At 67.6% G+C, this 26,940-nt stretch carries 24 protein-coding genes; 13 read left to right on the top strand and 11 right to left on the bottom strand.

Annotated elements, in window-relative coordinates:
* Nucleotides 1–197 precede the first annotated feature (197 nt).
* The 4 genes from KA383_02740 to KA383_02725 form a co-directional block, all read right to left on the bottom strand.
* Nucleotides 198–1,010 carry an aldo/keto reductase gene (locus KA383_02740; GenBank protein MBP7745021.1) on the bottom strand — a complete coding sequence of 271 codons (813 nt, stop codon included), beginning with the start codon at nucleotides 1,008–1,010 and terminating at the stop codon, nucleotides 198–200.
* 44 nt (nucleotides 1,011–1,054) lie between these two features.
* Nucleotides 1,055–2,641 carry a right-handed parallel beta-helix repeat-containing protein gene (locus KA383_02735; protein ID MBP7745020.1) on the bottom strand — a complete coding sequence of 529 codons (1,587 nt, stop codon included), beginning with the start codon at nucleotides 2,639–2,641 and terminating at the stop codon, nucleotides 1,055–1,057.
* Nucleotides 2,642–3,355 (bottom strand): hypothetical protein, encoded by a 714-nt coding sequence (locus tag KA383_02730; GenBank protein ID MBP7745019.1) that lies wholly within the window; start codon nucleotides 3,353–3,355, stop codon nucleotides 2,642–2,644.
* Nucleotides 3,356–3,427: 72 nt separating this feature from the next.
* Nucleotides 3,428–4,261: a hypothetical protein gene (locus KA383_02725; protein ID MBP7745018.1), complete on the bottom strand. Its 834-nt coding sequence runs from the start codon at nucleotides 4,259–4,261 to the stop codon at nucleotides 3,428–3,430.
* A gap of 264 nt (nucleotides 4,262–4,525) precedes the next feature.
* Between KA383_02725 and KA383_02720 the strand changes: the two genes are divergently transcribed.
* Nucleotides 4,526–5,023 carry a hypothetical protein gene (locus KA383_02720; GenBank protein ID MBP7745017.1) on the top strand — a complete coding sequence of 166 codons (498 nt, stop codon included), beginning with the start codon at nucleotides 4,526–4,528 and terminating at the stop codon, nucleotides 5,021–5,023.
* Nucleotides 5,024–5,066: 43 nt separating this feature from the next.
* Here KA383_02720 and KA383_02715 read toward each other — a convergent pair whose 3' ends face one another.
* Nucleotides 5,067–5,933: an alpha/beta hydrolase gene (locus KA383_02715; GenBank protein MBP7745016.1), complete on the bottom strand. Its 867-nt coding sequence runs from the start codon at nucleotides 5,931–5,933 to the stop codon at nucleotides 5,067–5,069.
* Nucleotides 5,934–6,169: 236 nt separating this feature from the next.
* Between KA383_02715 and KA383_02710 the strand changes: the two genes are divergently transcribed.
* Entirely contained in the window at nucleotides 6,170–6,739 is a 570-nt protein-coding gene (locus tag KA383_02710; GenBank protein MBP7745015.1) for a DUF1579 family protein, read from the top strand.
* 140 nt (nucleotides 6,740–6,879) lie between these two features.
* Here KA383_02710 and KA383_02705 read toward each other — a convergent pair whose 3' ends face one another.
* Together KA383_02705 and ispG are read right to left on the bottom strand one after the other, a co-directional pair.
* Nucleotides 6,880–7,089 carry a hypothetical protein gene (locus KA383_02705; GenBank protein ID MBP7745014.1) on the bottom strand — a complete coding sequence of 70 codons (210 nt, stop codon included), beginning with the start codon at nucleotides 7,087–7,089 and terminating at the stop codon, nucleotides 6,880–6,882.
* 136 nt (nucleotides 7,090–7,225) lie between these two features.
* On the bottom strand, nucleotides 7,226–8,434 hold the full coding sequence (gene ispG, locus KA383_02700) for a flavodoxin-dependent (E)-4-hydroxy-3-methylbut-2-enyl-diphosphate synthase (GenBank protein ID MBP7745013.1): 1,209 nt from the start codon (nucleotides 8,432–8,434) through the stop codon (nucleotides 7,226–7,228).
* 134 nt (nucleotides 8,435–8,568) lie between these two features.
* On the opposite strand from ispG, the gene KA383_02695 reads away from it, so the two are divergent.
* From KA383_02695 to KA383_02680, 4 genes are all read left to right on the top strand, one after another.
* A complete protein-coding gene (locus KA383_02695; GenBank protein ID MBP7745012.1) occupies nucleotides 8,569–8,931 on the top strand; it encodes a DUF423 domain-containing protein in 363 nt (120 codons plus the stop codon).
* Nucleotides 8,932–9,210: 279 nt separating this feature from the next.
* Complete coding sequence (locus tag KA383_02690) at nucleotides 9,211–10,374, top strand: caspase family protein (protein MBP7745011.1); 1,164 nt, start codon at nucleotides 9,211–9,213, stop codon at nucleotides 10,372–10,374.
* Nucleotides 10,375–10,631: 257 nt separating this feature from the next.
* Nucleotides 10,632–11,789 (top strand): recombinase RecA, encoded by a 1,158-nt coding sequence (gene recA / locus KA383_02685; protein MBP7745010.1) that lies wholly within the window; start codon nucleotides 10,632–10,634, stop codon nucleotides 11,787–11,789.
* Nucleotides 11,790–11,931: 142 nt separating this feature from the next.
* A complete protein-coding gene (locus KA383_02680) occupies nucleotides 11,932–13,359 on the top strand; it encodes a trypsin-like peptidase domain-containing protein (GenBank protein MBP7745009.1) in 1,428 nt (475 codons plus the stop codon).
* Between the two features lie 36 nt (nucleotides 13,360–13,395).
* Here the strand turns inward: KA383_02680 and KA383_02675 are convergent, their stop codons facing one another.
* The gene (locus KA383_02675; GenBank protein ID MBP7745008.1) at nucleotides 13,396–13,692 is read right to left on the bottom strand and encodes a flagellar biosynthesis anti-sigma factor FlgM; all 297 of its coding nucleotides are present in this window, start codon (nucleotides 13,690–13,692) and stop codon (nucleotides 13,396–13,398) included.
* Nucleotides 13,693–14,006: 314 nt separating this feature from the next.
* Nucleotides 14,007–15,278 (bottom strand): bifunctional folylpolyglutamate synthase/dihydrofolate synthase, encoded by a 1,272-nt coding sequence (locus tag KA383_02670; GenBank protein MBP7745007.1) that lies wholly within the window; start codon nucleotides 15,276–15,278, stop codon nucleotides 14,007–14,009.
* Between the two features lie 505 nt (nucleotides 15,279–15,783).
* Between KA383_02670 and aroB the strand changes: the two genes are divergently transcribed.
* From aroB to KA383_02655, 3 genes are read left to right on the top strand one after another with little or no spacing between them, the layout of a single operon-like run.
* Complete coding sequence (aroB, locus tag KA383_02665; protein MBP7745006.1) at nucleotides 15,784–16,749, top strand: 3-dehydroquinate synthase; 966 nt, start codon at nucleotides 15,784–15,786, stop codon at nucleotides 16,747–16,749.
* A gap of 53 nt (nucleotides 16,750–16,802) precedes the next feature.
* Entirely contained in the window at nucleotides 16,803–18,218 is a 1,416-nt protein-coding gene (locus KA383_02660) for a DUF2029 domain-containing protein (protein MBP7745005.1), read from the top strand.
* The gene (locus KA383_02655) at nucleotides 18,211–19,506 is read left to right on the top strand and encodes a DUF2029 domain-containing protein (protein MBP7745004.1); all 1,296 of its coding nucleotides are present in this window, start codon (nucleotides 18,211–18,213) and stop codon (nucleotides 19,504–19,506) included. The genes KA383_02660 and KA383_02655 overlap by 8 nt, the downstream gene beginning before the upstream one ends.
* Before the next feature lie 160 nt (nucleotides 19,507–19,666).
* On the opposite strand, the gene KA383_02650 is transcribed toward KA383_02655, so the two are convergent.
* Both KA383_02650 and KA383_02645 read right to left on the bottom strand, forming a co-directional pair.
* Entirely contained in the window at nucleotides 19,667–20,191 is a 525-nt protein-coding gene (locus KA383_02650) for an HIT domain-containing protein (GenBank protein MBP7745003.1), read from the bottom strand.
* A 42-nt stretch (nucleotides 20,192–20,233) separates the two neighbouring features.
* Nucleotides 20,234–21,649 carry a prolyl oligopeptidase family serine peptidase gene (locus KA383_02645; GenBank protein ID MBP7745002.1) on the bottom strand — a complete coding sequence of 472 codons (1,416 nt, stop codon included), beginning with the start codon at nucleotides 21,647–21,649 and terminating at the stop codon, nucleotides 20,234–20,236.
* 185 nt (nucleotides 21,650–21,834) lie between these two features.
* Between KA383_02645 and KA383_02640 the strand changes: the two genes are divergently transcribed.
* The 4 genes from KA383_02640 to KA383_02625 all read left to right on the top strand — a co-directional run bounded on the left by KA383_02640 (nucleotide 21,835) and on the right by KA383_02625 (nucleotide 26,823).
* A complete protein-coding gene (locus tag KA383_02640; GenBank protein ID MBP7745001.1) occupies nucleotides 21,835–23,292 on the top strand; it encodes an 8-oxoguanine deaminase in 1,458 nt (485 codons plus the stop codon).
* A 99-nt stretch (nucleotides 23,293–23,391) separates the two neighbouring features.
* Nucleotides 23,392–25,047: an LptF/LptG family permease gene (locus KA383_02635; GenBank protein MBP7745000.1), complete on the top strand. Its 1,656-nt coding sequence runs from the start codon at nucleotides 23,392–23,394 to the stop codon at nucleotides 25,045–25,047.
* A complete protein-coding gene (locus KA383_02630) occupies nucleotides 25,044–26,138 on the top strand; it encodes an LptF/LptG family permease (GenBank protein MBP7744999.1) in 1,095 nt (364 codons plus the stop codon). The genes KA383_02635 and KA383_02630 overlap by 4 nt, the downstream gene beginning before the upstream one ends.
* Before the next feature lies 1 nt (nucleotide 26,139).
* Nucleotides 26,140–26,823 (top strand): response regulator transcription factor, encoded by a 684-nt coding sequence (locus KA383_02625; protein ID MBP7744998.1) that lies wholly within the window; start codon nucleotides 26,140–26,142, stop codon nucleotides 26,821–26,823.
* Nucleotides 26,824–26,940 lie beyond the last annotated feature (117 nt).

Here is a 26,940-nt window from a genome sequence, read left to right as displayed (position 1 = left end):
TTCTCCGCGGTGTATCTTCTTGGAGGAGGCCATAAGCCCTAAGCCTCAAGCCAGAGGCGCACACTCGGGCTTACGGCTTACGGCTTGCAGCTTGCGGCTAATGGCTCCGGCTGAGGGCTGACGGCTGACAGCTTCAACGTCCCAATAACGAAGGGTGCCAATTAGGCCGCGCAAAAAAAGAACGCGTTGTGCCCCGGTCACATGAACCACCCAGCCGTATGGTGCACTGCGTCGCCGAACTGACGCATGAACGCCAGATCGTCGTCATTGAGCGGCCCGGCCCGCACCGCTGCCAGATTGTCCCGGAGCTGTGTCGCATTCGACGGCGCCGTCAGGCAGACGTCCACGTGCGGGTTCGTCAGCACGAAGCGATAGCATTCGCCGGCCGTCGGCACACGCCCGCGCGGCGGCCAGCCCCTGGGGGCGCGCAACAGGTAGCGCCAGCGCGTCGCCGTGTAGCTGATTAATGCCGGATCGTGCGCGGCGAGATGCGGGAAGATGTCCTGCTCCGCTCCGCGGTGCGCGGCGTTGTAGCGCACCATGAACGCGTCCAGCGCACCCGCCGCCGCCAGCTCGCCGGCGAATCGACGATCATGGCACGACATCCCGATCCGCCGGACCTTGCCCTCCTCACACAGCCGCGTTAGCTCTTCGCGCGTCCGCGGCGGAAAGTGCTTCGGCTTCGTGACGCCCAAGTAGAGGAACGCATCGAGGTAATCGGTCCGCAACTGCCGCAGGCGCTTTTCGAGCGTCCGCCGCAGACTGAAATGGCCGATCAGCAGGTTGTACGCCCCCGTGGCGATGACGATGCGCTCGCGCCGGCTCGCGGGCAATTCGCGCAGCGTCCGCGTCATGTGCGTATCGAACCCGTAGCAGAAGAAGACGTTGATGCCTTCATCGAGTGCGTAGTGAATCGCAGCGCGCCCCGGGCGATACGTCGCCGACAGACCCAGCCGGAACACCTCTGGCCCGCCGCGCCCGAATGCCGCCGTCAGGAAATCCGCAGCCATGGCGTTCTCCCGCGGTAGACGCACTCCCCGGTCACCGGGGGAGATCATCGCGCCGGTGCGGACTGCAAGCCAGCGAAATCGGCCAGATCGAGATCGCCATCCGTGTTAAAGTCGAATGTTGCCCGCAGCGCGCCAACGCACTCCGGCAGCGCCGCGTGCGGCGCCAGATCCGGCCCGGCCAGTGCGGCGACAAAGGTGGCGAGATCGACCGCGTCCACGTCGCCATCGCCGTCGAAATCGCCGCCGCCGAGCGTCTCGCATTCGTCGGGCACGCCGCTGGCGTTGCAGTCGAGCGATGTGCCGAACACTTCGAGCTCGCACTCGTCAGGTACGAGATTGCCGTTGCAGTCGGCCGCCTGGCCGCCGGTGATCTCCGTCACATCCGGCACGCCGTCGCCGTCACAGTCGCCGGACTCAAACGCCCCCATGTCCACGACCGGCGTTCCATCCAGATCGCCGTCAAAGACCCGCGTCACACCGTCCAGGTCCTGGCTCAGCGCTGGCGGCACCGCCGCATTCCAGCCCGCGTCGATGCACGGCGACTCCGCGTGTAGCCGGAAATTGTCGTCCGGCGTACCGGGGATGCCATCAACGCCGTCGGGCGCGAGAAACCGCGGATCAACGTCGAGGTTGTCATCCAGGTCCGGGTACCCCGCAACGTTGTTGTAATGCGTGTAGTAGTTCTTCGTCCCCCAGAGCTGCGTGTGCATGTACACGTAGCTCGGCTCGTTGTCGCGGATGATGTGGTTCGTCAGCACCGGCTTCGCGATGAAGCTCAGCACCGCGCAGCTCTCGATGTACGGGTTCGCCTCGTTGTGGATCGGGTTCCGCACGATGGTGTTGTTCGTCAGCTCCGGATATGAGTACGCGCAACAGACCGCGCTTGCGTTCTGCAGCGCGTGATTGTCCACGATCAGGCAGCCCGCGATGCGCACGTTGGCCTGCCGATACAGGAACACCGCGCCACCGTAGTCCGCCACGTTGTGCCGGAAGACGCAATTCTCCACGGACAGTTGCGCGAATCCCACAACGGACAGCGCCCCGCCACCATACGGATACGCGCCGCTGCCGCCGCCGGTCGCCTTGCTGTACTCGAGCGTGCAGTACGCCAGGCGCGACGGCGCATTCGTCGCCGCGGTGTCCTCGAAGCGGATGCCGTTCCAGCAACCGGCGTGCGCTGTGTCGACCGTGAACCGGCTCGGCTCATCCGTCGTGAACCGAATCCTCTGGTCCGCCATGCCCACCGCGAGCAGCGTCCCGTTGACCACCAGCCGGTAGTAATCCTGGAACTCGACGCGCACACCCGGGGCGATGGTCAGCGTAATGCCGGGCTGTACCTCGACATCCCCCACGACGCGCACGTGGTCCGCGTCCCACACCGTGTCCGCGCTGATGCGACCGGCGACATCGATCGTCTCGCGGCGCGGCACAGCTTCGACCGCGCGGTCCGCGACCACAACAGCCGCCGACGTGGGTCGCGCGGCGCCGAACGTCTGACAGCCATACGCCGCGGCGGGCGAGCCGAGTGCGGGTCGATAGTCCCCGTGCTCCGGATCACGCAGCTCCGGATCGATACCGACCACATTGTTGTAGGGTGCCGCACCGGCCCCGGCCCAGCCGGCCGGCAGCACTCAGCCATAGTCGCACAGCAACGTGAAGTGCCGCACCGGGTCCGCATTCGCCGCCGGGTCCGCGTGATAGGACCAGTTTTCGTAGATGTTGAACCCGGCCTGCAAGCTTAGTCCGAAGCTGCCCCCCGTCGGCAGCCAGTCGCTGGACACGCCGGTGAAGAACATGAAATCCGCACCAGTGTCCACGGCGTCCACGACGAGGTTTCGCTCCAGCAGAACGCCCGCGCCGCAGCCGAACAGTCGCACGCCGTAGTCGTGGGGTCGGTAGAACGTGACGTAGCGGACCGAGCCGGTCGGCACCAGGTACAGCTCGCCGCCGTCAAAGCCGCGGTAGCGCACATCGCCGTTCAGGATGACGCAATCTTCGATGTCAAGCTGGTTCGTGCAATACGCGATGCAGATCTCGCCGCCCTGCAGGTCGAGCACCGCCCCGTTCCCGACGATCCGCACGTTCTCGTCCTTGCCGGGTTCGAACGTGGCGGTCAGCGGGTTGTATGTCCCGCCGAGCCAGAGCCCGCCGCTGTAGGTGACGCCGGTCTGCAGGACGATGTACTTGTCGTAGCCCTGCGCGGGCGTGGCGCGGTCGTACATCTCCTTCAGCGTCGTGCCCAGCACCGGCGCGGTGAGGCACAGCCACAGGCCAATAAGGGCTGCCGGCCGGCACAGGCAACCGGCCTCGCGAACTGCCCCCCAGTGTCGCAGCGTGAGATACATATATACGCATATGTACCCGCTTGGCCCGTGAAACTCAACGCAAATGCACTCCCGGCCTGAATCTGAACGCGCTCAGGGCTTTGGCACGTGCGGCGGGGGCTTGCCGTCCGCGATCCACAGAAACGCCAGGGTCTGGCGGATGCGCGGCGGCAACGTCAGCCGCAGCACGAGCCGCATCGCCGGGCGCCCCAGGTACACGCCCAGCGCGCCGCCCACGACATTGGCCAGCGTCAATCCGACCACGTACGGCGTCGCCCAGTCGCGCAGCAAAGGGAAGTCGTGGGCCCAGATGTACCAGACGAGCCCGCCGACACCGAGCGGCGGCAGCGATGCCAGGATCCAGTAACCCCATCGCCGCCAGTGGTGCGCCACGACCGCCACCCACGCCACGAGGCAGAAGCCCAGCAGCCCGGCAACGCCCAACAGCGTCGCAATCACCAGTCGGCGATATGGGAAATCCCCGCGCGGCTGTCGCGTCCAAGGCACGTTGGCTTGGTACGCAATCACCTGGCCGCTTGGCAAGGTCATCTGCGTTGTCGGCGCGGGGGTCGTGCTTGCGGGCTGATAGCGGGTCAGCTCTTCGAGCGTCTCGACCACCAACGCCCCGTGTCCGAAGAGCAGCCCCACCGGCACGCCGATGACAATGATGATCCAGAGGAACAACAGCGGCAGCGCGATCCGGCGTAACCACACCTGCCCGGCCGTCACCGTGCCGCCGACCGCATCGAACCGGCCGCATTCCGGGCAACGGCAGACGAGTAACTGCGTGGCCGGATCGCGCCAGACCCCCTGCGTGTGCAGGTTGTACCCGCAGCCGACGCAGAAGCGGTCGGTCTCAACGCGCCCGACGAGCGACGGAGCGTCAGTCCGTTCGTCGTGGTCGGTATCGGTTGCGGGTGTCTGCATCGCTACCGGACCTCTGAAGACGATCTGGCGGGCTCCCGTTGGGGATTCTGTCCGTATGCACGACTATTCGCCGCTGACGCCCGCCCCGTCCGCGCCGCAGCCGTGCGCCGCTTCTTGTAGTACGCCGCTGGTTCACCCGCAAGGCATGGTACCATAATGGGGGTTGGTTCCGCTTGCCCGCGGAGCGATCGGCGGTACAAGCGCCAGCCCGTGCGGGCATCGTGGTGTGCGGTGCCGGACGTCATCTCACGTGGAGACGCCGCCATGAAGCGACTGCCGATCGATCTCGACGACCTGGTAACGGCGATGCGGACCCATCTCGACGAGTCCATGCACTATCTCGACACCGAGACCGGCAAGATCGAGCTCGTGGACCATGACCTGGTGTCACGCCTGCAGGATGCCGGTGACGACGAGGACGCGGAATCTGATTTCGACATCCCGGATTGGGAGCAGGCGCTGCTGCCGGTTGCCCGGGCCATCGCGGCCGAAGACCCACGCTACGTTGCGCTGCCCGAGCCCGATCCGCACGCGGACTACAAACTAATGTCACGCTTCGCGGCCCGTGTGGAGGACCCTCACGCGCGCCAGCGCCTCGAAGATGCGCTCGACGGCCGTGGCGCCTTTGGTCGATTCCGGCGCGTGGTGGGCGATTACCCCGCTCTGCGTGACCAATGGCACGCGCTGCAGGACGAAGCCACGCGCGAGGAGGCGCTCGAGTGGCTCGCGGAACTGGGGATCGAGCCGGCGGAGAAGTCGTAAGCGCCGGTGTGCGCCCGTCCCACACACCCGGTCGCGCTGATCCCTATTCGCCGGTCTTCAGGATTTCCAGCAGGGCGCGGTTGAACTCCACCGGTTGCTCCATGTTCACGATGTGCCCCGCGCCGGGGATGACCGCCTTACGCGCGCCTGGCACCTCGGCGACCACGCGGTCTACGAGTCGCTGGATGTCCGGCACGTCGCGCTCGCCGACAATTATGAACGTCGGCACCTTCAGCTCACCCAAACGCTCCGCGGCCAGCGGCCGCGGGGGACGGTCCAGGTAGGGACTCGCCCAGTAGCACTTGGCATTCTCGAGCCCGAGCTGCCGGAGTCGCGGCTGCAATTCCGCATGCTCCATCGCCGGCGCCATGTACGGATCCTGCAGCCACAGCTCGGTGGCCTTCTCCAGGCTCTCATCGAGGGCGGCGACGTAGACGCGGCTGATCCGTTCGCCCTGCTCCGGCGACCAGTCAAAGCCGCTCAGGCCCGGCCCGACGCCGATGAGTCGCTGCACGCGCTGCGGATACGTCAGCGCAAAGTCGAACGCGATCCGTCCGCCGAGCGACAGCCCGACCAGGTTGGCTTTCTCAACCTTCAGGTAGTCAAGCAGGGCGCGCAGGTCTTCATGGCTATGAAATGGCTGCGTGGGTGTCGATGACCGGCCAAAGCCGCGCACGTCATAGCGAATGACCTGGTAGTCCTTGGCCAGCAACGCGAATTGCTCGTCCCACATCCGCCGGTCGAGCTGGCCGCCATGAATGAGCACGACGGCAGGTCCGTGGCCGGCGGCTTCGTAGTAGAGCTTGCCGCCGTCAACGTCGACGAAGCCGGACCGCGTGCCGGCGCCGCCCGCCGTCGCGCAGCCGACCACCGCCAGTGGCAGAAGAGCGATCAGGATTCGCAGGTTCATCGCACACCTCCCAACGACGCGCCGCCCCGGCGCGTCCGCCTGCGCCATCCTGACGCACGGGCGTATAGCCGAACAAGGGGCGACCCAGGCGATCCGACAAGAACCGACAGTTGAGCGTCCGGGTGTCCGCGATCTGGACTCGACACCCGTCGCAGCGTAGACTGCCGCGCGGTGTGCCGAGGACGAGGGGCCGGCCAAGTTCGGGCCGTCCGCGTGTTAATCGAAGGAGAGCAATCATGTTCCGTAGAAACTCAGTTCTGGCTGTTCTGTTGGGCATCACGGCGTTCGCGCTGACCGGCTGCATGCCGCACATGACGCTCGACGAAATGAAGGCTCAGATGCCGCAGCGGCCGGCCGAGCTCGATCGGCTGAACGCGTTCGTGGGCAAGTGGCAGGGGGAGGCCGAGGGGCGGTTCGCGATGCTGGACGAGCCCGTCAAGATGACCGGGACGTCGGAGGCGAAATGGGACGGTGACCGGTGGTTCGTCGTGAGCCGCGGCGTGATGCGCATGGCGGACTTCCCGGAAACGCAGGGCATGGAGCTGTGGACGTATGACGTCGGCGCGAAGAAGTACCGCTCGTACTTCGTGGACAGCATGGGCATGAGCGGCATGAGCGAGGCGCGCTACGACGAGAAGACCAACACCTGGCACATGACCTCCGACAGCTACGGGGCCTGGGGCAAGTCGCGCTACACCGGGACGCTGAAGTTCACCGACCCCGACACGATGGAATGGAGCATGACCGAGAACATGGGGCTGATGAAGGTGATGGAGATGAAAGGGACGAGCAGGCGCGTGAAGTAGCAGCCGGTCGGGAACCTGGGTGGTACGGGCATCCTGCCCGCGGGTGGGAAGGGCATCCTGCCCGCTTTCGGGACGGGCGAGACGCCCGTACCACCCCTTCATAGTTTGCAGTTTCTAACGGGCAAGACCAGAACGCGTGCTCACAAATCCCGCGGGGCGCGCGGCCCCGGCTCGACGACGATCTCCTCCGGTGGAATCCACACTACCCGCCCGTCCTCCCAGACCGCAATCGGATTGCCAGCGCGCTTGTGCTGCAGCAGCGCGTCACGGACGGCGTCTACCAACGCTCCGTCGATGAGCGCGTCGTCCAGCATGAGCTCTTCGATATCGCGCTCGGCCTTGTCCGGCATTTTGGGCAACCTCCAAGACGCGCGCCCACGTCGCCGCGTCGCGAACACGGGCCCGTGACGACTCGCTTTGGGGGACCGACCTCCGGTCGGTCAAGCGACAGGCCGGAGGCCTGTCCCACAGATTTCCATGAGCACGCTAACGCCGCAGCACCTTCAGCGGCACACTCCCATCCTTCCGCGCCGGCGCCTCCGGCGGCGCCACCTCGACGCGCGCGCCGATCAGCTTCGCCTCCCCGCGTTGCACGCGCGCTTCCAGCTCCCGGCATTCGGCCAGCAGCGCCTCCAGCATCCGGTCCTCGGTCACGGTCTGCTTCTGCTGCCCCTGCACGTAGATGATCCCGCGACCCTTGCCCGCGAAAATCGCCACGTCCGCGCCTTCGCATTCGCCCGGGCCGTTCACCACGCAGCCCATCACCGCCACCTTCATCGGCAGCTTGATCTCCGCCGCCAGCTTCGCCCGCACGTCCTGCACCAGCGTGAACAGATCGACCTCAATCCGCCCGCATGTCGGACACGCGATCAGCTCCGGCTCCGTCCGCGCCCGCAACCCCAGGCTGCACAACAGCTCCTTGCCGTCCTCCACCTCGTACACCGGGTCCGCCGCGTACGAGATGCGAATCGTGTCGCCAATCCCGTTGGCCAGCAGTGAACTCAACGCCGCGATCGACCGAATCCGCCCCGTCTCCGGCGGACCGGCGTGCGTCACGCCCAGGTGCAGCGGATAGTCGTACCGCTGACTGATCGCCGTGTACGCGTCGATGACGATCCGCGGGTCCGGGCTCTTCGCGGAAATCACGACATCGTGAAAGCCTTCGGCGTCAAAAACGCGCAGATACTCGTCGAGCTTGTCCAGCATGATCCGGATCAGACCGGCGGCGTAGTCCTTGTCCAGCTCGGCCTGCTCGGCGGCCCGCTGTCCCTTGTCCCGCCGTTCGACGATCCCGCCCTCGTTCGCCCCGACGCGGATGGGGATGCCGCGTTCCTTGCACGCCGCGATGACGCGCCGGACCTTCGCCCGGTCCTGGATATTGCCGGGGTTCAGGCGGATTTTGTGCACGCCGGCCGCGATCGCCTCCAGTGCCCGCTCGAAATGGAAATGCACGTCCGCGACGATCGGCACCGGCGCCGCCGGCACGATCCGTTGCAGGGCCTCGGTGTCGCGTTTGTCCGGCACGGCGACGCGCACGAAGTCGGCGCCGGCGACGGCGAGCTTGTGAATCTGCGCGAGCGTCGCATCGATGTCGTACGTATACGTGCTGGTCATCGACTGCAGCGCGACCGGCGCATCACCGCCAACACGGACGCGGCCAACGGCGACCTGACGAGTCTTTCGGCGTGGGGACATACACGCTCCCTTCGGCTAGATTTTACCGCCGTGGTTGCAGCGAGGCGAATTCAGTCTGTAGCTTGCTGCAACCAGTCAGGCTGTGCGCCGGACTGCTGGAATCGTCTCGGCTTCCGACGTAGGAGGATCCGTGCATGCAGCGAACCTGGCTGGTCATCGGCGCCGTATCCGGCTTTCTCGCCGTCGCGGCCGGCGCGTTTGGCGCCCATGCGCTGGCGGGCCTTGAAGAGCGCTATCTCAACGTGTTCAAACTCGCCGCGCAGTACCAGATGTATCACGCCCTCGCGCTCGTGCTGCTCGGCCTGCTGCCGGCAGAGCGACGCACTGCGACGGCGGGTGTGGGGTTTGCTGGTGGGACCATCATTTTCTGCGGCACCCTGTACCTGCTCGCCCTGACCAAGGCCGGCTGGTGGGGCGCGATCACGCCGATCGGCGGCGTGCTCTTTCTCGTCGGCTGGGCCGCGCTCGCCTGGTCCGCACTGCGCCGCGCCACATAGACGCGCTGTGCGCGCGAATCTGCCCGACAAATCTCCCGCCCTCTGTCAAATCGCACAGTTTCGGTTCTATACTAGATCAACCGCGTCGAGCCGGATGTTCGGCCCCCGGCGACCGGATCAGCAACCGCAAACCCGATTCTGAGTGCCATCCGGCCGCCGGGGCTCAGCGCAGGTGCACGCCACGCCGTGCGCCGCCCTGTAGTCCAAGCGCGAGCCGAAGCACAGCCGAAAGTGAGGAATGCCATGAATGCGCAAATGATGTCAATCTGGAGGGGCGCGGTGCTCAGCAGTCTGCTTGGCATCGCGTGTACCGCTGCCTCGGCAGCCAACAAGGCCGTGGTCGTCGGTCCTACCTATCCCGGCGGGCCGGCGTTCGACGACACGATCGCCCAGGAGCGCGCCGATCAGATGGCCGCGTCGCTCGAGAAATGGGGCAACTGGAAGAACAACGTCAACAAGCTCACTGGCAACGTGACCTGCGCCAACATCGCCACCGCGATCGCCAACGCCGGCGCGGGCATGCAGGCCGGCGACATCTTTCTGTTCATCTATCACGGCCACGGCAGCTACGTTCTGGATGGCGAAACCGTGCCGCCGGCGGCCGACACCTGCGACGAGACGATCTGGCCCAACCAGAACTGCCTCGACGATGATCTTCGCGCGGCGCTGGCCGGACTCCCCGACGGCGTGCGCAAGCTCGTGATTCTCGCAAGCTGCTACGGCGGCGGCTTCTGGAATGGACAGGATGAAGGCGACCTGGAGAAGCTCACGCAGATCTGCCTGTTGACTGGGGCCGACGAATGTTCGTGCCTGCCGGAACCCAGCACGTTCGTCGACAACCTGCTCGCGAAGCTCGACCCCACCGGGTGGCCGGGTCAGGACAGCGTTACGTTTCAGGAGTTTCTGGACGCCGTGACCGCCGGCGCCGCGGGCAGCGCCGTCAACCAGAACCGCTGGGCGGACCTGCCGAAGTGCCCCTGTGAAGAGCCGGATCCGATCTATGAGTTGTGCGACTTCGACTACTACGCGTACTTCGAGCGCACGTTGGATTTCGACACGCTGGAAACCGCGCTTATCAAAGACAACCAGCCCGCGGCGTGCTGCATCGACGGCGGATACTTCTGCCAGGTGCTGCCGGCGAATTTCTGCTACGACATCGGCGGCACACCCCTGGAGCCGGGCTCGTTCTGCCAGGGCGACCACAACGGCAATGGGCTGGACGACGCCTGCGAGCTGGCCCGCACGTGCCCGGGTGACTGCAATTGCGATGGGCTCGTGAACTTCGGGGACATCAACCCCTTCGTCGCGGGCCTCAGCTCCCCAAGCCAGCAGTGCAACCCGGCGAACTTCGACATCAACGGCAACGGCGGCGTTGGCTTCGACGACATCAACCCCTTCGTAGCTCTCTTGAGTTCGGCTTCATTGCCCATCGTGTGTCCGTAGGACCGCATGCGGCTGTCTCGCACGCCGCACCGCGCGCCCGGGCTGGCCACTCCAGCCCGGGCGGCGCTCTGCGCCCGGCATGAAGCGACACGCTGGCCAGTCACGAAAATTCCGCACACCCGCCCCGCGCAGGCCCTTGACAGTTAGGGCTTTGTTTGTATAGTGCCGCGCAGGCGGGCCGACGCGCGGGGCGCCGGCCACCGGGTTGCCCGACCGCCGCCACACGCGCCGGCCGGGGTTGAGGCGAGGACGCGGACATGACCGACACGCGCGACGACACCCGCCGCGACGAGCGCGAGGAAAACCGCAAGGAAGCCCTCTCACGCGCCGTGGCCCAGATCGAAAAGTCCTTCGGCAAGGGCACCATCATGTACCTGTCGGAGAACCAGGCCGCCACCGTCGACGGCGTCTCTACCGGCGCTCTGTCGCTGGATCTGGCCCTCGGCGGCGCCGGCATCCCGCACGGCCGCGTGGTCGAGGTTTTCGGACCGGAATCGTCCGGCAAGACGACCCTCACCCTGCACATCATCGCCGAGGCCCAGAAAGCGGGCGGCGCTGCTGCCTTCATCGACGTGGAGCACGCTTTCGACCCCTCGTGGGCCAAGCGCCTCGGCGTGAACCTCGAAGAGTTGATGGTGAACCAGCCGTCGTGCGGCGAAGAAGCGCTGGAGATTTGCGAGCTGCTCGTACGCTCCAACGCGCTCGATGTCATCGTCGTCGACTCCGTCGCCGCCCTCGTGCCCCGCGCCGAACTTGAAGGTCAAATGGGCGACACGCACGTGGGCATTCAGGCCCGCCTGATGAGCCAGGCCATGCGCAAGCTCACCGGTATCTCCGCCAAGAGCCGCACCAGCGTCATCTTCATCAACCAGATCCGCGAGAAGATCGGCGTCATGTACGGCAGCCCCGAAACCACCCCCGGCGGGCGCGCCTTGAAGTTCTACAGCTCCCTGCGCATCGACGTCCGCCGCATCGGCATGCTCAAGGAAGGCGAGCAGGTCATCGGCACGCGCGTCCGCGCGAAGGTCGTCAAAAACAAGGTCGCGCCGCCCTTCCGCGAGGCCGAATTCGACATCCTCTTCGAGTCCGGCATCAGCGGCGAGACCGACGTGCTCGACCTCGCCTGCGAGTGCGGGGTCGTCGGGCGCAGCGGCACCTGGTTCAGCTTCGGCGACACGCGCCTCGGACAGGGCCGCGAGAACGTCCGGCAATTTCTCCGCGACAACTCGGACGTGTTCCGCCAGATTCGCCAGAAAGTACTGGAAATTAAGCGTCCGCGCCCCGCGGCCGAGAACGCAGCCACTCCCGCGGCGGCAACGGGCAGGTCCGATGAGAAGCCCGAGGAGAAGAAACCAGCCAAGGTCGCCGGCGGGTCCAATCGCAAGCCGCCGCTGGCTGCGTCCCGTAAACGCTGAGCGCGGCGGGCGTCCAGCCGACAGCACGCCGCATCGCCTGATGGACTGCGCAGCGTTGGCCGAAGTATGCTGCGGCCCCTGGGCTGGGGCAACGGTGCCTCTGCCCGCCAAGCAGGTGGCTGAAGCGAGAGAGCTACGCGCAATGCAGCTCGCGGCCGGCATCCAGTCATCCTCCCGTGCGGCCCGCCTCGCGGTCAGCTTGGCGTGCGTGCTGGCCCTGGTCGCGCCCCCCGCTGCCGCGCTGCTTGAGCCGCCGCGCAGCCCGACCGCAGCGGTCGCCGACCTCGAAGCGTTGCAGCGCGCTTTTCAGCAGGTCGTCGACCAGGTCGCCCCCAGCGTCGTCGGGATTCGCGCGACGCGCCACCACGTGACGCTGGTGCCACCTACCGAACCCGACGGCAAACCTACTCCGTTGGAACAGGATGTCGTCGTGAACGGCAGCGGCACGGTCCTGGCGGCGGACGGCGTGATCCTGACCAGCGAGCACGTCGTGCAGGGCGCCACCGATATCGACGTGTTGTTCTTCGATGGCCAGCGGCAACGCGCCGCCGTCATCGCCGCCGACGCCCGCAGCGACCTCGCCATCCTGCAGGTCCCGCGCAGCGCGCTGCGCCCGGCCACGATCGGCGACTGGACCGCCGTCGCCCGCGGCCAGTGGTCCATCGTGATCGGCAATCCCTTCGGCCTCGGGCTCGACGGCCAGTTGAGCGTCTCCGTCGGCGTCATCGCCAACCTCGGACGCCAGCTCCCCGGCCTGGGCGAGGTCGATGACCGCTTCTACAACGACATGATCCAGATCACTGCGCCCATCAACCCCGGCAACTCCGGCGGCCCGCTGTTCAATATCCGGGGTGAGCTGATCGGCATCGTCACCGCCATGCACACCCGGGCCCCAGCGGACGAGGGCATCGGCTTCGCGATCCCGCTAACACCTCTCAAGCAGCGGCTCATCGAGACGCTGCGCCAGGGCCGGGCCATCCACTATGGTTATCTTGGGCTAACAGTGCGCGCCCCGAACGCCGCCGAGCGGGTCATCCTCGGCGTCGGCCGTGGCGCCGTCGTGGAGCAGATCGAGCCCGATGGCCCGGCCGCCCTGGCCGGCGTCGCGGTCGGCGATCTCGTCGTCGGTTACGAACGTCAGACCATCACCGGACCGGCCCAGCTTGCCGAGCTGGTCGGCCAGTCGCCGGTCGGCGCGGCGGTGCAGATCGACTTGTTGCGCGGCGGGCAGCCACTCACCGTGCAGGCCACCGTGGAGCGGCGCGAGCTCAGCCGCGTAAGCTGGATGCGCAGCGGCGCGGTGCAGTGGCGCGGCATGCGGCTCGCTGACTTGACGGATGAAGCGCGGCGCCTGCTGCGCGTCGATGCGGCCGCGGAGGGCATCGTCGTGATCGAGGTCAGCGCGGATGGGCCGGCGGAGCGCGCCAACTTCCGCATCGGCGAGGTCATCACCGAGGTCGACGGGACGCCGATTCGGGACACGCTCGAGTTTCTGCTGCGGGTGCGCGCAGCGCAGGGGGCACTGCCCGTCACGGTCCGCAATGCGGGGGTGCGCACGGTCGCGCCGTAGCGTGTGCGGGGATCGGCCGCGCCAAGCGCAGCGCCGCTACGCCGCGCCGACGAGTTCGCGGAACAGCGCGTCGATCACCGCGTTCAGCTTGTCCTCGGTGAGATACGTGCCGTCGGCGATGCGCGCGCGAATGTCACGAATCCGCGCATCCATCGCCGCGTCCGCAACCGCCTGGGGGTCGTACTGCGCCGCGGCTTCAGACAGCTCGACGCGGTCCCCATCGGCGACGCGCGCGGTGGTAACCGGGCGCGCCGGTTTCGCCTCGCTCGCGCTGCGCTCGATCTGAGGGCCCGGGCCAACCCGCTTCTCGTTGACGGATCCGATTTCGTTCATGTCCCAATCCAAGCCTCGCACTGCTGCCCAAACGGGCACGGACCGCTGCGATTCGCCCTCCGGGTTGGCTTTGGTGAGAATACGCAAACGACGCGTCGCCCGCCGGTCCTTCGGCGGTCCAGTGCGCATCGTGACCCACTCGCTCACCAGCGATATCGGCCGCTTCCCGATAAGCGCTTGAAAAAATCCGGCCGAACGCCGGAATTCGCGGTCGTGGGCAGCAACAGTGCTTTGCGCAGGCTTTGCGTATTATTATTATCGGACGTTTCCGCGCGACGATCGCTCGATTGCGGAAACGCCGCCACACCGTATGGCTACTGAAGCTTCCCCGCCGCGCGCAGCCGCTTCGCCAGCCCGACCAGGTAGATCGAGCCGGTGATGCAGATCAGATCCTCGCGCGTCACGCTCTTGCACGCGATCGCGTACGCGTCCTCGAGCGTGTCCCCCACTTGCGCCATCTTCTGGCTCTTCTCCATGAAGCGCGCATGCAACTCGTGCGGATCGACCGAGCGCGGCGTGCTCGACGTGGTAAAGATCACCTTGTCCGCCCCAAGCTGGAGCTGCGCCAGCATGCCGTCGATGTCCTTGTCCGCCGAGCAGCCGAAGATCACGACCATCGAATCGTACGTGATGTTCTGGCCGATCGCGCGCATCAGCGCCGCGACGCTCGATGCGTTGTGCGCCGCGTCCACGATCGTCCGCGGCATGTCGCGGATCAGCTCCATCCGGCCTTGCACCTGGACCTTCGCCAGCCCGTCGATCGCGCCCTGCTCCGGCACCTCGAAGCCCGACTGCCGCAGCGCGTCCACAATGCCCAAGGCCACGCCGCAGTTGTACGCCTGATGCTCGCCCAGCAGCGGCACGCGCAGATGATCGAAGCGCGTCGTCGGCGTCGCCAGGCACACCCGCGTGTGCGGCCCGCTCGCCCGCGACGACTCGAAGCGAATGCTGAACTCGATGTCCTCGCCGATGAACCGCAACGGGCAGCCCACCCGCTCGGCGGCCTTGCGCAGCACGCGCTTCACCGCCGGCACCTGCGGCGCACTGATCACCGGCACGCCCGGCTTGAAAATGCCCGCCTTCTCCTCGGCGATCTTCTCCAGCGTGTTGCCCAACTGGGCAATGTGGTCGTAGCTGATGCTGACGATGCCGCACGCCTCGGGCTTGATGACGTTCGTCGAGTCCAGCCGCCCGCCCAGCCCGGTTTCGATCACCGCGATGTCGACCTTCTGCTGTACGAAGTGCAGGAACGCCGCCGCCGTCAGGATTTCGAAGAACGTCGGCTCATCCCGCCGCAGGCGGTTCACCACGGGCGCGATCCGCGCGATCAGCTTCGTAAACTCGTGTTCCGTCACGAGCTTGCCGTCCACCGCGATGCGTTCGCGCAGGTCGACGATGTGCGGCGACGTGTACAGCCCGGTCCGATACCCCGAGTTCTGGAGCATGGACGCGACCATGTGGCAGGTGGAGCCTTTGCCCTTCGTGCCCGCCACATGCACGGTCTTGAGCTTCTTGTGCGGGTTCCCCAGCCCGGCTAGGATGCGCAGCATGCGCGAGAGATTGAAGTTCGTGTGGTTGTAGCCCACGCGAACCATCTTCTCGTAGTCGGTCCGACTGTTGAGGAACTCCAAAGCCGCCCGGTACGTGCGTATAGAACGTCCGCCATCGGGGCTACGCGTGGGGGCTCGCTTGGGCCGTGCCTTCCTAGCGGTTCTGGCTGGGGCGGGTCGCTTGGTGGTCGCTATCCGCGTCATGGGGGCTCAGGATAACCATTAAGTACTGTTTCGTCAATAACCTACGGACAGTCGTTCCGCGTGCCGCCGAAGGCAAGAAAAGCTCTAACTGGTTGCTACAAAAAGACTTATCCGTACAAGCGGTTCGGTCCGATACTCGCGAACGGACGACCGCGGCCACGCGTGAGCCATGAACTTGTACGCTGATGGGACCGAGAAGTTTCGGCCGCAACCGCCCCCCGGCCTCACCACGGTCCACGTCGATCTCGGGGAGCGTTCTTACCCGATACATATCGGACCTTGTGCAACGACCATGTTGCGTACAGGCAACGCGTTCGCAGGCGGTTCTCGCCAGTACGTGGCTGTTGCCGACCGCGCCGTTGCACGCCTGCACCTCCGCGCGCTTCGGAACACCCTCGACCACGAGCTCCTCGTCCTGACCTTCGCCCCCGGCGAGGCCAGCAAGTCGCTCCGCACCGCCAGCCGGTTCTACGGCCGCCTGGCCGACGCCCGCATCGAGCGCGGGGCGGTGATTATCGCCTTCGGCGGCGGCGTCGCTGGCGATCTGGCCGGCTTCGTGGCTGCTACCTGGCAGCGTGGCGTGCGCTTCGTCCAGGTGCCTACGACGCTGCTGGCCGCGGTGGACGCCTCGGTGGGCGGCAAGACGGCGGTGAACCTCCCCCAGGGGAAAAACCTTGTGGGGGCTTTCCATCAGCCCGAGATGGTCGCGGTGGATACCGATTTTCTGCAAACGCTTCCAGACCGCGAATTCAGGTCCGGACTGGCCGAGAGCGTGAAACAGGCCCTGATTCGAGACCGCGCGTTCCTCGAGTGGCACATGTCCAGCGTGGAGGCGATCGGCCACCGTGACCCGGCTGCCGTCACGACCCTTATTGCACGCAACTGCACGATCAAGGCGGCGGTGGTCGCCCGCGACGAACGGGAATCCGGGCTGCGCGCGATCCTGAACTATGGGCACACGCTCGGCCACGCGATCGAGCATTTGCTCGGGTATGAACTGCGGCACGGCGAGTGCGTCGCCCTCGGCATCGTGGCCGAAAACGAGATTGCATGCGGGCGCGGCCTGCTCGCGCGGACCCTCGCGGACGAAATCCGCGCCTTGCTTGAGCGCCTGGGCCTGCCAACGCGACTCCCCCGCGCGCTCGACCCGTCGGACGTCTTTACGGCGTGCAGCCGTGACAAGAAGGTGGCCGGTGGAGCCGTGAACTTCATCCTCCTCCGCGAACCCGGCGCCACCGTGCGCGTTGCCGATGTGACCACGGCGGAAGTTGCCACCGCATTGCGCGCGGTCCAGCCAAGCTGACGGCGACCGTGCGGTTGTTCGGCGTCGGGGGCGTCCGTAGAATCGCGCTTCCTATGCACGAGCCTTCCTTCGCCGCAATCCACCAACCAACCGCGCTGCGCGCGCCGGGCGTGGCACCCGACGGCGTGCGGCGGCTTTGCTACGTGGCACTGGGCGCGGTGACGCTGTGGTTGGCCTGCGTGGGCGCGGACCACATCTTCTGGCAGCATCCAGACTTCGAGTACTTCTACAAAGGCGGTCTCTGGCTCGCGGAGCGCGGCGCCCTGGATCCCGGCTATGACTTGGTGAACGGGCGAGTCGAGGCCCGCGGTTCGCTCGACTGGTACTGGCCGATCGTTCCCCGCGTGATGTCGCTGCTGGCCCTGCTGCCATTCCACGCGGCCGGGTATCTGTGGCTCGCACTGAACCTGGTTGCGTTGTGGGCCATTCTGCGGCTCCTGGGTCGCGAGCTCGTCGGTCTCCCGCCGCGGGACTGGCCCGTTACGCAGTTGCTGCCGCTGGTGCTCTTGGCACCCTACTGGCTCTGGGAGTTCCGTCTCAACCAGATCGACACGCTGACGCTGCTGCTGCTGGTCGGGAGTTTCAGTTGCTGGCAGCACGGGCGCGGGCTGGTGGCGGGCTTCTGGCTCGGGCTCGCCGTGCTGCTGAAGCTGACCCCCGGTCTGCTCGTGTTGTGGTTTGCGTTGAAGCGGCAATACCGCACAGTCACGGTAGCCGTACTGACGGTCGCGTTGGCCGGTCCCCTGGCGGACGCGGTCGTCTTTGGCCCCACGGATGCGGTCGCCGCGTATCGCGGGTGGCTGCACCGGGCGGTCAGCACCGGCTCACACCGCAACCTCGTCCTGCTACAGCGCGAGACGGACTGGCGCAACCAGGGGGTGGGCGCCGTGCTCAGCCGCTGGCTGCACCCGACAAACTACAACTACCGCTTTGACAACGACCCGCGCATCCAGCGCGACTATGTCGACTACCCGCCGCTGACCATGAACGTGGTCGATCTGCCGCTGCCCGCGGTCGCGGGCATTGCGGTCGCGTTGCTCGGCGGCAGTCTCATCGGGCTGGTGTGGCTGGCGCGGCGCCCGGCGGCCGCACTGACGCATTGGCAGTTGCGCTGCGAATGGGCCTTGTGCGTGCTCATGATGCTGTGGTTCATGCCGGTGATGCGCCGGTATCACATGATCTGCGCGCTGCCGGCCGTGGCCATGCTCGGCGCGGCGCTGCACTACAGTGGTTTCCGTGGCTCGTGGGCGCGACTCGCGCTCGCGGGCCTGGGACTGTCTGTCGCGGCGCACCTCGCGCTGTTCTCCATCCATGTCGAGGCGCGGGGCACCATATTGGCCGCGCTGGTCGCGCTGGCGCTGCCCCTGGTCGTGCTGCTGATCCGGCTGGGACGCCGCCCCGCGCTTCTGCCGGAACCATACGGCGCGCCGCCGCATCCGGCGCGGCCCGAGGTGCCCGCCCATGCCTGAGCCGCGCCGGTACGAACGCGCGCTGCGCCTCGGGCTGGTGGTGCTGCTCGTGGCGCTGGGAGTGCTGTCCTTCCATCGGGCCACCCGCGAAAAATTCGATTTCCACCATTTCTACCTGGACGCTCGTTACGTTTGGGACCACGGCGGTCTGAATCCGAATGTGGTTCCGTTCCCCCGCTCGGACGAGGACCGCCAGTTGCCCTTCTACCTGCCAACCGTGCCGACAGCGCTCGCCCCCATCACGGCGCTCGGACGTGTGCCGGCCGCCCTGCTGTGGTCGGTGGCGCAGGTGGCGGCCCTCGGCTACAGCCTGCGCGTGCTGCGACGGTGGGGCGTGGCCGAGCACGCGAACCCGACCGAGGCCGCGCTGCGCACGACGCTGGTCTTCGCAGTCGCGACGGCGGTAGCGCTGCCGGCGTTCATCGAAGCCGCGCGCTTCAACCAGCTCAGCTTCTTCGTGCTGGCGATGCTGCTCGGCGGCCTAAGCGCCCTCGACCGCAACCAGCCCTGGGTCGCCGGCGGCATCCTCGCGGCCGCCGCCGTGCTGAAGCTGCTCCCCCTGGTTTTCCTGCCGTGGCTGCTGCTCAAGCGCCGCTGGTCGGCGGCGGTGGCGTTCGTGCTCGCGGGCGCGGCGCTGCTCGTCCTGCCGCCGCTGCTCGCATTCGGGCCGCAGCGCACGGCGGAGTACCAGCGCCAGTGGTGGGAACTCAACGCGCGCGGCGATTCGGCGCGCGGCCTGTTGAACATGGATCTGCCTGAGCATTTCATCAACCACCGCAATCAGTCCATCGTGCAGGTGCTCGCGCGCTGGACCTGGGCCGCGCACCGCTATCCCACGCCGTGGCAGCCGGTGCAGCTCGCCCCCGAGACGTCACGCGGCATCGCCGCCGGCATCACGGCCGCCTTGGGCATTGCGCTGCTGGTAAGTACACGGCGCGCCTGGCCCCAGTTGTCCGTGCGTCGCCGACATGCCGAGGCCGCCGTCTACATGCTTGGCCTGATGGTGTTCTCGCCGCTGCTGCGTCAGTATTACCTCGTCTGGGCGTTTCCCGCAGTGGTGCTGTTCGCACAGTTGGCGGCCCACGTGGAGAGCGCGCGGGAGCGCTGGATTGGGCGCGCCGGCCTGCTCATCTGGCTGGCGGGGATGCTGGCGTGGATTCGTCCGGAGCCGCGCCTGATGGGTGCGCACCTGCTCATGCTGATCGTGCTGGGCGTGTTCCTGCTCTGGGGCACCGCGGCCGAGCGTCGCGCCGTATCCACCGCGCCTGCACCCGCGCCGTCTGCGTGAGCAGCGTGATCTTGGGCCAACGGTTGAAGCGCACGCCCCGCAGCTAACCAAGCCCCCAATTCACCTACAAGCGCTGCGCGCCGACGTTGAGGAGCGACTGGTCATATTCACGTTGCCGCCCAAACCGTGCCAAGCTTGCCTGCCCCAATCCGCGACCGCGTCAGTGTGCCTGTCCCAGGCCCAGTTCCGCCGCTTTTTCCAGGAACAGCCGGCGGACCTCGACCAGCGTCCGCGGCATGACCTTCACGTCCCCCAGCACCGACATGAAGTTCACGTCGCCGTTCCAGCGCGGTACCACGTGCATGTGCAGGTGGCCCGGCAGGCCGGCCCCGGCACACCGTCCCAGGTTGATGCCGATGTTGAACCCCTGTGCTTCGACGGCCGCCTGCAGCACGCGCTTGGCGTCGCGGGCGCGCTGCATCATCTCGAGCAGCACGGCGTCCGGCAGGTCCTCCGGCTCACCGACGTGTGTGGTAGGTGCCACCAGCACGTGGCCGGTGCTATAGGGGAACAGGTTCAGCAGGGTGAGGGTCTGCGGGCAGCGCCACAGGACGTGGTTCTCCGCGTCGGCCTGTGGGGCCGCGATGGCGCGGCAGAGAAAGCAGCCATTGTCCGCGTTCGGTCCCAGGCTCGCGATGTACTCCATCCGCCACGGCGCCCACAGGTTCTTCTGGTATTCCGACATTCTGCACTACCGCACGGTGCACCACGGCACGCCGGACGAGCGCTACGGCGCCACCGACGTTGGTACGGCGCTCGTCTCCAGGCTCTTGAGCACACGAATCTGCCGCGTCGCGTGATGCTCCGCCCCGGCCGCCGTCACCACCCGGAGGCCAAGCTGGTAGTCGCCCGCGTGCGCGATCATGCGCTGCCCGTTCACGCCCGCGCCGATGTCCTCGCCGTCCAGGGTCCAGTAGAACTTCGCCGTCCGCTGCCAGTCCGACGGGCTTTCCGCGGAATACACCAGCAGCAGCGGCTGGAATCCGATGGCCGACGACAGTCGAATCCCGATCGGCGACGGGACCGGGGCCGCGCGTGCCGCAGCACGCCGCGCCGGGGTCGGTTCCGCCTGGACCGACGACGTCACCGGCTCGGCCGGCGGCGGTTCCGCCGGCGGCGCCGACGCCGGTCCGCCGCGCGGAGCCGTGACGGCCACCATCACCGGTCGCGGTTGGGTCACCGGGCGCGACGGCACACCGCCTTCGACCGGCGCACGCGCGGCCATGCCCGGGGCCTGCTGCATCTGGCCCAGGTTGCCCGCCAGCAGCGCCAGGCCGGCCGGGTTGCCGTCGATGGCCTGACGGCCGACGAGCACGTGTGGCGGCTTGTTCGGCGTCACGCCGGCGACTCGCGCGAAGAAATCCGCCGCGGTGTCCGGCGTCCGCTCGTGGCCGAGCCGATTGAGGTGGACCCAGGCGAAGTTGCGATACCCGTGGCTTTCGTACCAGCGAATCGCCTCGCGCGACTCCTCCTGGCAAATCGGCACATCGTTCTCCGTGCCGACGATGAGGATCGGGTGGTACAGGCTCTGCGAAGTGGAGACGGCGTCCAGCACTTCCGCCGCGAAATTCGACTGGCGCACCGCCAGGCAAGTGAAGCGTTCCGGGTGGCGATTCAGCATGTAATGCGCCAGGTATCCGCCCGACGACCAACTCGTTGACAGGACGTTTTCCGGGTCGGCGGCGGTCGTCTCTAGCACGTGGTTCACGATGGCAAGCGTTGCCAGCTCGTCCGACTTGAACGCCCGGTTCAGGGTCCGCAGCGGGAACTCGCCCGTGAAGAAATCGAACGCCGTCAGCACCGGGGCCACGACCACGAACCCGTAGCGATCCGCTTCCTGCTGCCACTCCTGAGCCTGGTAGAGCGCAATATCGTAGGGTTTCATGCCATGGAACGTGACCACCAGCGGCCAGCGGCGCGCCGCCCGTGCCGTGTCATCCGCCGCCATGTAATCCCTGGGCAGGTACAAGTAATAGGGACGCCGGGTCGTCGGTTCCACAAACCGCTGCAGTTGACCGGCACCGCGGGGCTGCGGCACCACGCAACCAACCAACAGCGTCAGCAGCGCCGCCCCGGCGAGCAGCCGCGCGCCTCCCAAACTCGTGCAACCCAAAGCGCTCAGACGGTACTCCTTGTGCCGCATTGGTTCTCTCGGCGAACCGCGCTTCCCGCCCGACATTCGACGCCGGCGCTCTCCGCCCAACACGGCGGGAACGGCCAACCCCTCATAACCTAGTCTAGCGATAATCACGCCGCGTTCAATGCGCCGCGGTTGCACAACGGCCGGTCATCGCCGAAACTCCTCCCGCGATCAAGTGCGAGGTCGTTGTGACCCAGATACTCCTGCATGACGCCACCATCATCACGCCCGACGCGCCCACCGGCGACCTGACCGCCGCGCCGACGCCCGTCGTTGCGGTCCGCGTGCTGTATCATCACAGCCTCGTGCTCGCGGGCGGACGCGTCACCGAGTTGGGCCCCAGCCGCGATTTCGAGGCCCGCCGGCAGGCCGGCGCATTCGCCACTGTCGTCCCGGGCACACGGCGTGCCATCGTCCCCGGCCTCGTCAATACGCACCACCACCTGTACCAGTCGCTGACGCGTTGCCTCCCGGCGGCGCAGAACGTGCCGTTGTTTGACTGGCTCCGCGTTCTGTACACGCACTGGCGCCAAGTCGACTACCGCGCCGTCCACCTGGCCGCCCAGGTCAGCATCGCGGAGCTGCTGCTCCACGGCTGCACGGCCACGAGCGACCATTTCTACCTGTTCCCGCCGCAAAGCGACGTGCGGCTGGAAGCCGTGCTCGCCGCCGCCGCGGAACTCGGCATCCGCATGCACGTCTGTCGTGGCAGCATGAGCCTCGGCCAAAGCCGGGGCGGGCTGCCGCCGGACGACTGCGTGGAGCGCGACGCGGACGTGCTCGCGGACTGTGAGCGCGTGCTGGACGCATATCACGATCCGGCGCCCTACGCGCTGCGTCGCATCGACCTGGCACCCTGCTCGCCGTTCAACGTGACGCGCGAGCTGCTGCGCGACACCCGCGCGCTGGCCCGGGCACGCGGCGTCCTGCTGCACACGCACCTCGCCGAGACGCTCGACGAGCAGGCGTACTGCCTGGACCGGTTCGGCTGTCGCCCCGTGCAATATCTCGCCGACCTCGACTGGCTCGGCCCCGACGTCTACCTGGCGCATTGCGTGTGGCTCGACGACGCCGAGCTGGAGCTGCTCGCGCGCACGCGTACCGCGGTGAGCCTGTGTCCGACGTCGAACCTGCGGCTCGGCAGCGGCCTGCCGCGCCTCGCGGACCTGCGCGCCCGCGGCGTGCGCCTCGGCCTGGGAGTCGATGGCAGCAGCAGTAACGACGGCGGCAACCTGCTCGCCGAAGCCAAGCAGGCGCTGCTCGTTGGCCGCATGCCACCGGTGCTGACGCAGTCCAGCGCGCCCTGGCTGTCCGCTGCCGAGGCGCTCTGGCTCGCGACGCGCGGCGGGGCCGCGTGCCTGCACCGGGCCGAACTGGGTCATTTGCACCCGGGCGCCGCCGCGGACCTGGCGATGTTCAACCTGGACGACGTCGCGCTGGCGGGCGCCGCGGCGCACGATCCGCTCGCCGCGCTGGTGCTGTGTGCAGCGCCGCGGGCCGAGCGCGTGTACGTCGCGGGGCGCGCGGTCGTCCAGGACGGACGCATCGCGGCGCTGGACGAGCGGGCGCTTGCGGCGGAATTCAACGCGCTGGTCGCAACCCGGTTCGCGGCAGCCGGGCGCGGGGGGCGCGGCCCGGCCGCTTGACAGCCCCCCGGCCGGCACTAGATTGGTCCGGATGCATCCGGTTTTCCGCACGCCCGTGGCCCGGCACCCCGTGGTTTGCCCTGCGCGCAGGCTGCGTTAATGGTCACGCTGCACACCTACGTCCTGCGCGAGCTGCTCAAGACCTTTGGTCTGGCGCTGGCGGCCCTCACCGTGCTCTTCACGATGGGCGGCGGCCTGTACAACATTGTGCGCTACGAGGGCGTTTCCGCCGGCGACGTGTTCGGGTTCGTGCCCATCCTGATCCCGATTGTCGTGACGCTAACCATGCCGATGGCCGCGCTGTTCGCGACCGCGATGGTCTACGGCCGCCTGGCGGCGGACAACGAATTGCTGGCCTGTCGCGCGGCCGGGATCAACATCCACCGCCTGCTGCTCGCCGCAGTGCTGCTGTCGGTCTTCGTGGCCGCGTTCAGCCTGCTGTTCGGCAGTTTCATCATCCCGAGCTTCATGCAGCGTATCGACAGCTTCACGCGCAGCAACATCCGCGACCTGGTCGCGCAGCAGTTGCAGCAGAAGGGCTTTGTCCACCGCGGGCGCGAGGGCGAAGACCGCTACACGTTCACCGCCGAGAAGGTGGATTATGTTTCGGACGCCGCGCTGCGCGCCAAGTACTTCGAGGTCGCCGACGGCCTCCACTACCTGCTGGTGACCAACCCGACGTTCCTGCAGCTGAACCGGAACGGTGACCTGGTGCGCTTCGCCGCGGCGCGCTACGTGCTGTGCGCGTTCGACACGCGCGTTACCCCGCTCGAGGTCACCTTCCACATCCGGGACGGACAGGATTTCGAGGTGGGCAAGCGCGCGCTGACCATCACCGACCAGGAAACCCGCATCACCGTGCCCACGCCGACGCCGTTCCGGCTCACCACCACCGATCTGCGCCTCCTGCTGCGCTGGCGACGCGCCCCGTGGGAATCGCCGCGCCTCGCCGACGAGCTGCAGCGCTTCCTGATCGATGTCACGCGGGCCCGCTTCTACGAGCACTGCGTGGTGCGCCTGCAGGCGGGCGAGGCCGTGCAACTGCACGACGACTACGGCCAGGCCTACACGCTGACCGCCGCGCGGGCCCAGGCCGGCCGCGACAGCCTGACGCTGACGCGCGGCCGCGTCGCGGTCCGCGGTGCCGACGGGCAACCCCGGCTCGCGTACGAGGCGCACCGCATCGACGTCAGCACGTTGCCGCTGCCCGACCCGCTCGTCGAGCTCCGGCTCGTGCAGTCACCCGAGCAGGACGTGCTCGAATATGACCTGCGCCCGGGACAGCCCGCCGCGGCCCGCCGCAAGGAGACCCTCAATCTCGACCGCCTGCACATCCCGCCCGAGGTCGTGCAGGACGCCCAGCGGGTCACCGCCGCCGCCGTGCTCGACCCGGACGTCGACCTGCCGCTCGACCAGGCGCTCGGTGACCGGCGCATCGGGCTCCAGAAGTCGGCCCAGCAGCTCCTGCGCAAGATCGTCGGGACGATCAACTTCCGCCTGTCCTACTGCAGCAGCGCACTGGTCACGCTGCTGATGGGCGCTGCGCTGGGGATCATCTTCCGCGGTTCGCGCGCCCTGGCCGCCTTCGGCCTGGCGCTGATCCCGTTCTTTGTGGTGCTCATCCTGCTCGTGCTGGGGCGCCAGTTGACCGAGGACCCCCACATCAGTCCGATCGGTCCGTTCGTCACCTGGGGCGGGCTGGTGCTCATGCTGCTGGCCGACGGCATGATCCTGCGCCTGGGGGTGCGGCGATGACCACGATCGACCGCTACGTCGGCCGCACGTTTCTCGGCAGCTATCTCATCCTGATGCTGATCGGCTTCGGCCTGTACATCTTCAGCGACGTGCTCGTAAACCTCGACGAGTTCACCAAGGACCGCACGCTCTCCGCGGGGGCGGTGCTCGTCAACATGGCCGACTATTACGGCCACAACCTGCCGCTGTACTACGCGCAGCTCGGCGGGGTCCTCATGGCCATCGCCGCCGCCTTCACCTACGCCATGCTGCTGAAGAACAACGAGCTGACGCCGCTGGTCGCGGCCGGGGTGCCCTTGCAGCGCCTGGCGCTGCCGGCGCTGGTGTGTTCGATCGCGCTGGTGGCGCTGTGGATGGCGAACAGCGAGCTGCTCGTGCCGCGCTTCGCCGACAAGATCGCGCGGCGGCACGCGGATCTCACCGACGTGCGCGAAGTGCAGGTGAGCTGTGTCCGCGACGACCGCAACGCCATCCTCGTCGCCCAGGAGCTGCACCTGCAGGCCGGCGTGCTCAACGGCGTCTACATCATCGAGCCGGACGAAAGCGGCGCCCCCAAGCACCTGCTCCGCGCCGACTCGGCCCGCTACGACGCCGACCGCCAGGTCTGGGTGCTCGACCGCGGGGCGCGCCAGGGCATGGGGCCGGCGTTCGAAGAAGAGGGGCTCGCGCGGCCCATTCAATGGCAGCCGCTGGCCGAGTATGCATTCGGGCTGTCGCCGGAGCAGATCCTGCTGCGCCAGTCGTCGCAGTGGGCCGACCTGATGAGCATCGCGCAGATGAACATGCTGCTGAAGAGCCGCAATCTGCCGAACCTGCCGGCCGTGGCGAAGGCCCGCGACATCCGCTTCACACAGCCGCTGTTGACCTGGATCCTCATGCTGCTGGCGATTCCGTTCTTCCTGACGCGCGAGCCGGGCAACGTGCTCGTCGCCGGTGGCAAGGCCTTGCTATTGACCGGGGCGTGCTTCGGGCTGGTGTTCGTCAGCCACAGCATGTCCTCGGACGCCGCCGAGGCGCGGATCGCGACCGCGATCCCCGTGCTGGTGTTCGGCCCGGTGGCGGTCCTGCACTTCGCGAACGTGAAGACCTGACATGGCCCGCATAGTGATCATCGAAGACGAACCTGATCTCGCGATGGGGCTGCGCGACAACCTGGAATTCGAGGGGCACACCGTCGCCCACGGCGCCGACGGGCAGACCGGCCTGCGGCTGGTCACCGAGCACCCCACCGACCTTGTGTTGCTGGACATCATGCTGCCTGATCTGGACGGCTTCGAGATCTGCCGCCGGCTGCGCGCCGCAGGCTATACGATGCCGATCGTGATCCTCTCGGCCCGCGGACAGGAGATCGACAAGGTCCGCGGGCTCGAGTTGGGCGCCGACGACTACGTGACCAAGCCGTTCAGCCTGCGCGAACTGCTGGCCCGCGTGCACGCCGCCCTGCGCCGCGCCGCCGGCGCGCCCCCGGCGGCCCAGGTCCGCTTCCGCATCGGCGACCGCGAAGTGGACCTCGCCCGGCAGGTGATCATCGCGCCCACCGGCGAGTTGCCGCTGGGCTACTACGAATCCGAGATCCTGCGGATGCTGCACGAGCAGGTGGGCGAGGCAGTGCCGCGCGCGGACATGCTGAATCGCATCTGGGGCGTGGGCGTCGGCCCGGCGGACCGGACGGTGGACAACCATATCGTGAGCCTCCGGCGGAAGCTGGAGCCGGACCCGGCCAAACCGCGATACATCCTGACCGCGCACGCCGTGGGGTATAAGCTGGTGCTGTAGAACGGCCGACCGGCGCCCCGCGCCTGGCGCCAAAGGCGGCCTCGGGAAGGTCACGGCAGCCGGCACCGCAGTCGCCGCTCGGTGCCGGCCGCCGTTCTCAGCACGCCGGACGTCATG

Source organism: Phycisphaerae bacterium (assembly GCA_017999985.1).
GTDB lineage: Bacteria > Planctomycetota > Phycisphaerae > UBA1845 > Fen-1342 > JAGNKU01.
Note: the sequence above shows the minus strand (reverse complement) of the source record. Positions and strands in the feature narration are given on the sequence as shown.

Coding starts and splice junctions, on each gene's coding strand:
- KA383_02660 (MBP7745005.1), top strand. CDS start 16,803: ATGCACGAGCCTTCCTTCGCCGCAATCCACCAACCAACCGCGCTGCGC.
- KA383_02695 (MBP7745012.1), top strand. CDS start 8,569: ATGCAGCGAACCTGGCTGGTCATCGGCGCCGTATCCGGCTTTCTCGCC.
- KA383_02710 (MBP7745015.1), top strand. CDS start 6,170: ATGTTCCGTAGAAACTCAGTTCTGGCTGTTCTGTTGGGCATCACGGCG.
- KA383_02680 (MBP7745009.1), top strand. CDS start 11,932: ATGCAGCTCGCGGCCGGCATCCAGTCATCCTCCCGTGCGGCCCGCCTC.
- KA383_02635 (MBP7745000.1), top strand. CDS start 23,392: ATGGTCACGCTGCACACCTACGTCCTGCGCGAGCTGCTCAAGACCTTT.
- KA383_02740 (MBP7745021.1), bottom strand. CDS start 1,010: ATGGCTGCGGATTTCCTGACGGCGGCATTCGGGCGCGGCGGGCCAGAG.
- KA383_02715 (MBP7745016.1), bottom strand. CDS start 5,933: ATGAACCTGCGAATCCTGATCGCTCTTCTGCCACTGGCGGTGGTCGGC.
- KA383_02675 (MBP7745008.1), bottom strand. CDS start 13,692: ATGAACGAAATCGGATCCGTCAACGAGAAGCGGGTTGGCCCGGGCCCT.
- recA (MBP7745010.1), top strand. CDS start 10,632: ATGACCGACACGCGCGACGACACCCGCCGCGACGAGCGCGAGGAAAAC.
- KA383_02705 (MBP7745014.1), bottom strand. CDS start 7,089: ATGCCGGACAAGGCCGAGCGCGATATCGAAGAGCTCATGCTGGACGAC.
- KA383_02650 (MBP7745003.1), bottom strand. CDS start 20,191: ATGTCGGAATACCAGAAGAACCTGTGGGCGCCGTGGCGGATGGAGTAC.
- KA383_02730 (MBP7745019.1), bottom strand. CDS start 3,355: ATGTATCTCACGCTGCGACACTGGGGGGCAGTTCGCGAGGCCGGTTGC.
- KA383_02720 (MBP7745017.1), top strand. CDS start 4,526: ATGAAGCGACTGCCGATCGATCTCGACGACCTGGTAACGGCGATGCGG.
- KA383_02645 (MBP7745002.1), bottom strand. CDS start 21,649: ATGCGGCACAAGGAGTACCGTCTGAGCGCTTTGGGTTGCACGAGTTTG.
- KA383_02655 (MBP7745004.1), top strand. CDS start 18,211: ATGCCTGAGCCGCGCCGGTACGAACGCGCGCTGCGCCTCGGGCTGGTG.
- KA383_02625 (MBP7744998.1), top strand. CDS start 26,140: ATGGCCCGCATAGTGATCATCGAAGACGAACCTGATCTCGCGATGGGG.
- KA383_02630 (MBP7744999.1), top strand. CDS start 25,044: ATGACCACGATCGACCGCTACGTCGGCCGCACGTTTCTCGGCAGCTAT.
- ispG (MBP7745013.1), bottom strand. CDS start 8,434: ATGTCCCCACGCCGAAAGACTCGTCAGGTCGCCGTTGGCCGCGTCCGT.
- KA383_02725 (MBP7745018.1), bottom strand. CDS start 4,261: ATGCAGACACCCGCAACCGATACCGACCACGACGAACGGACTGACGCT.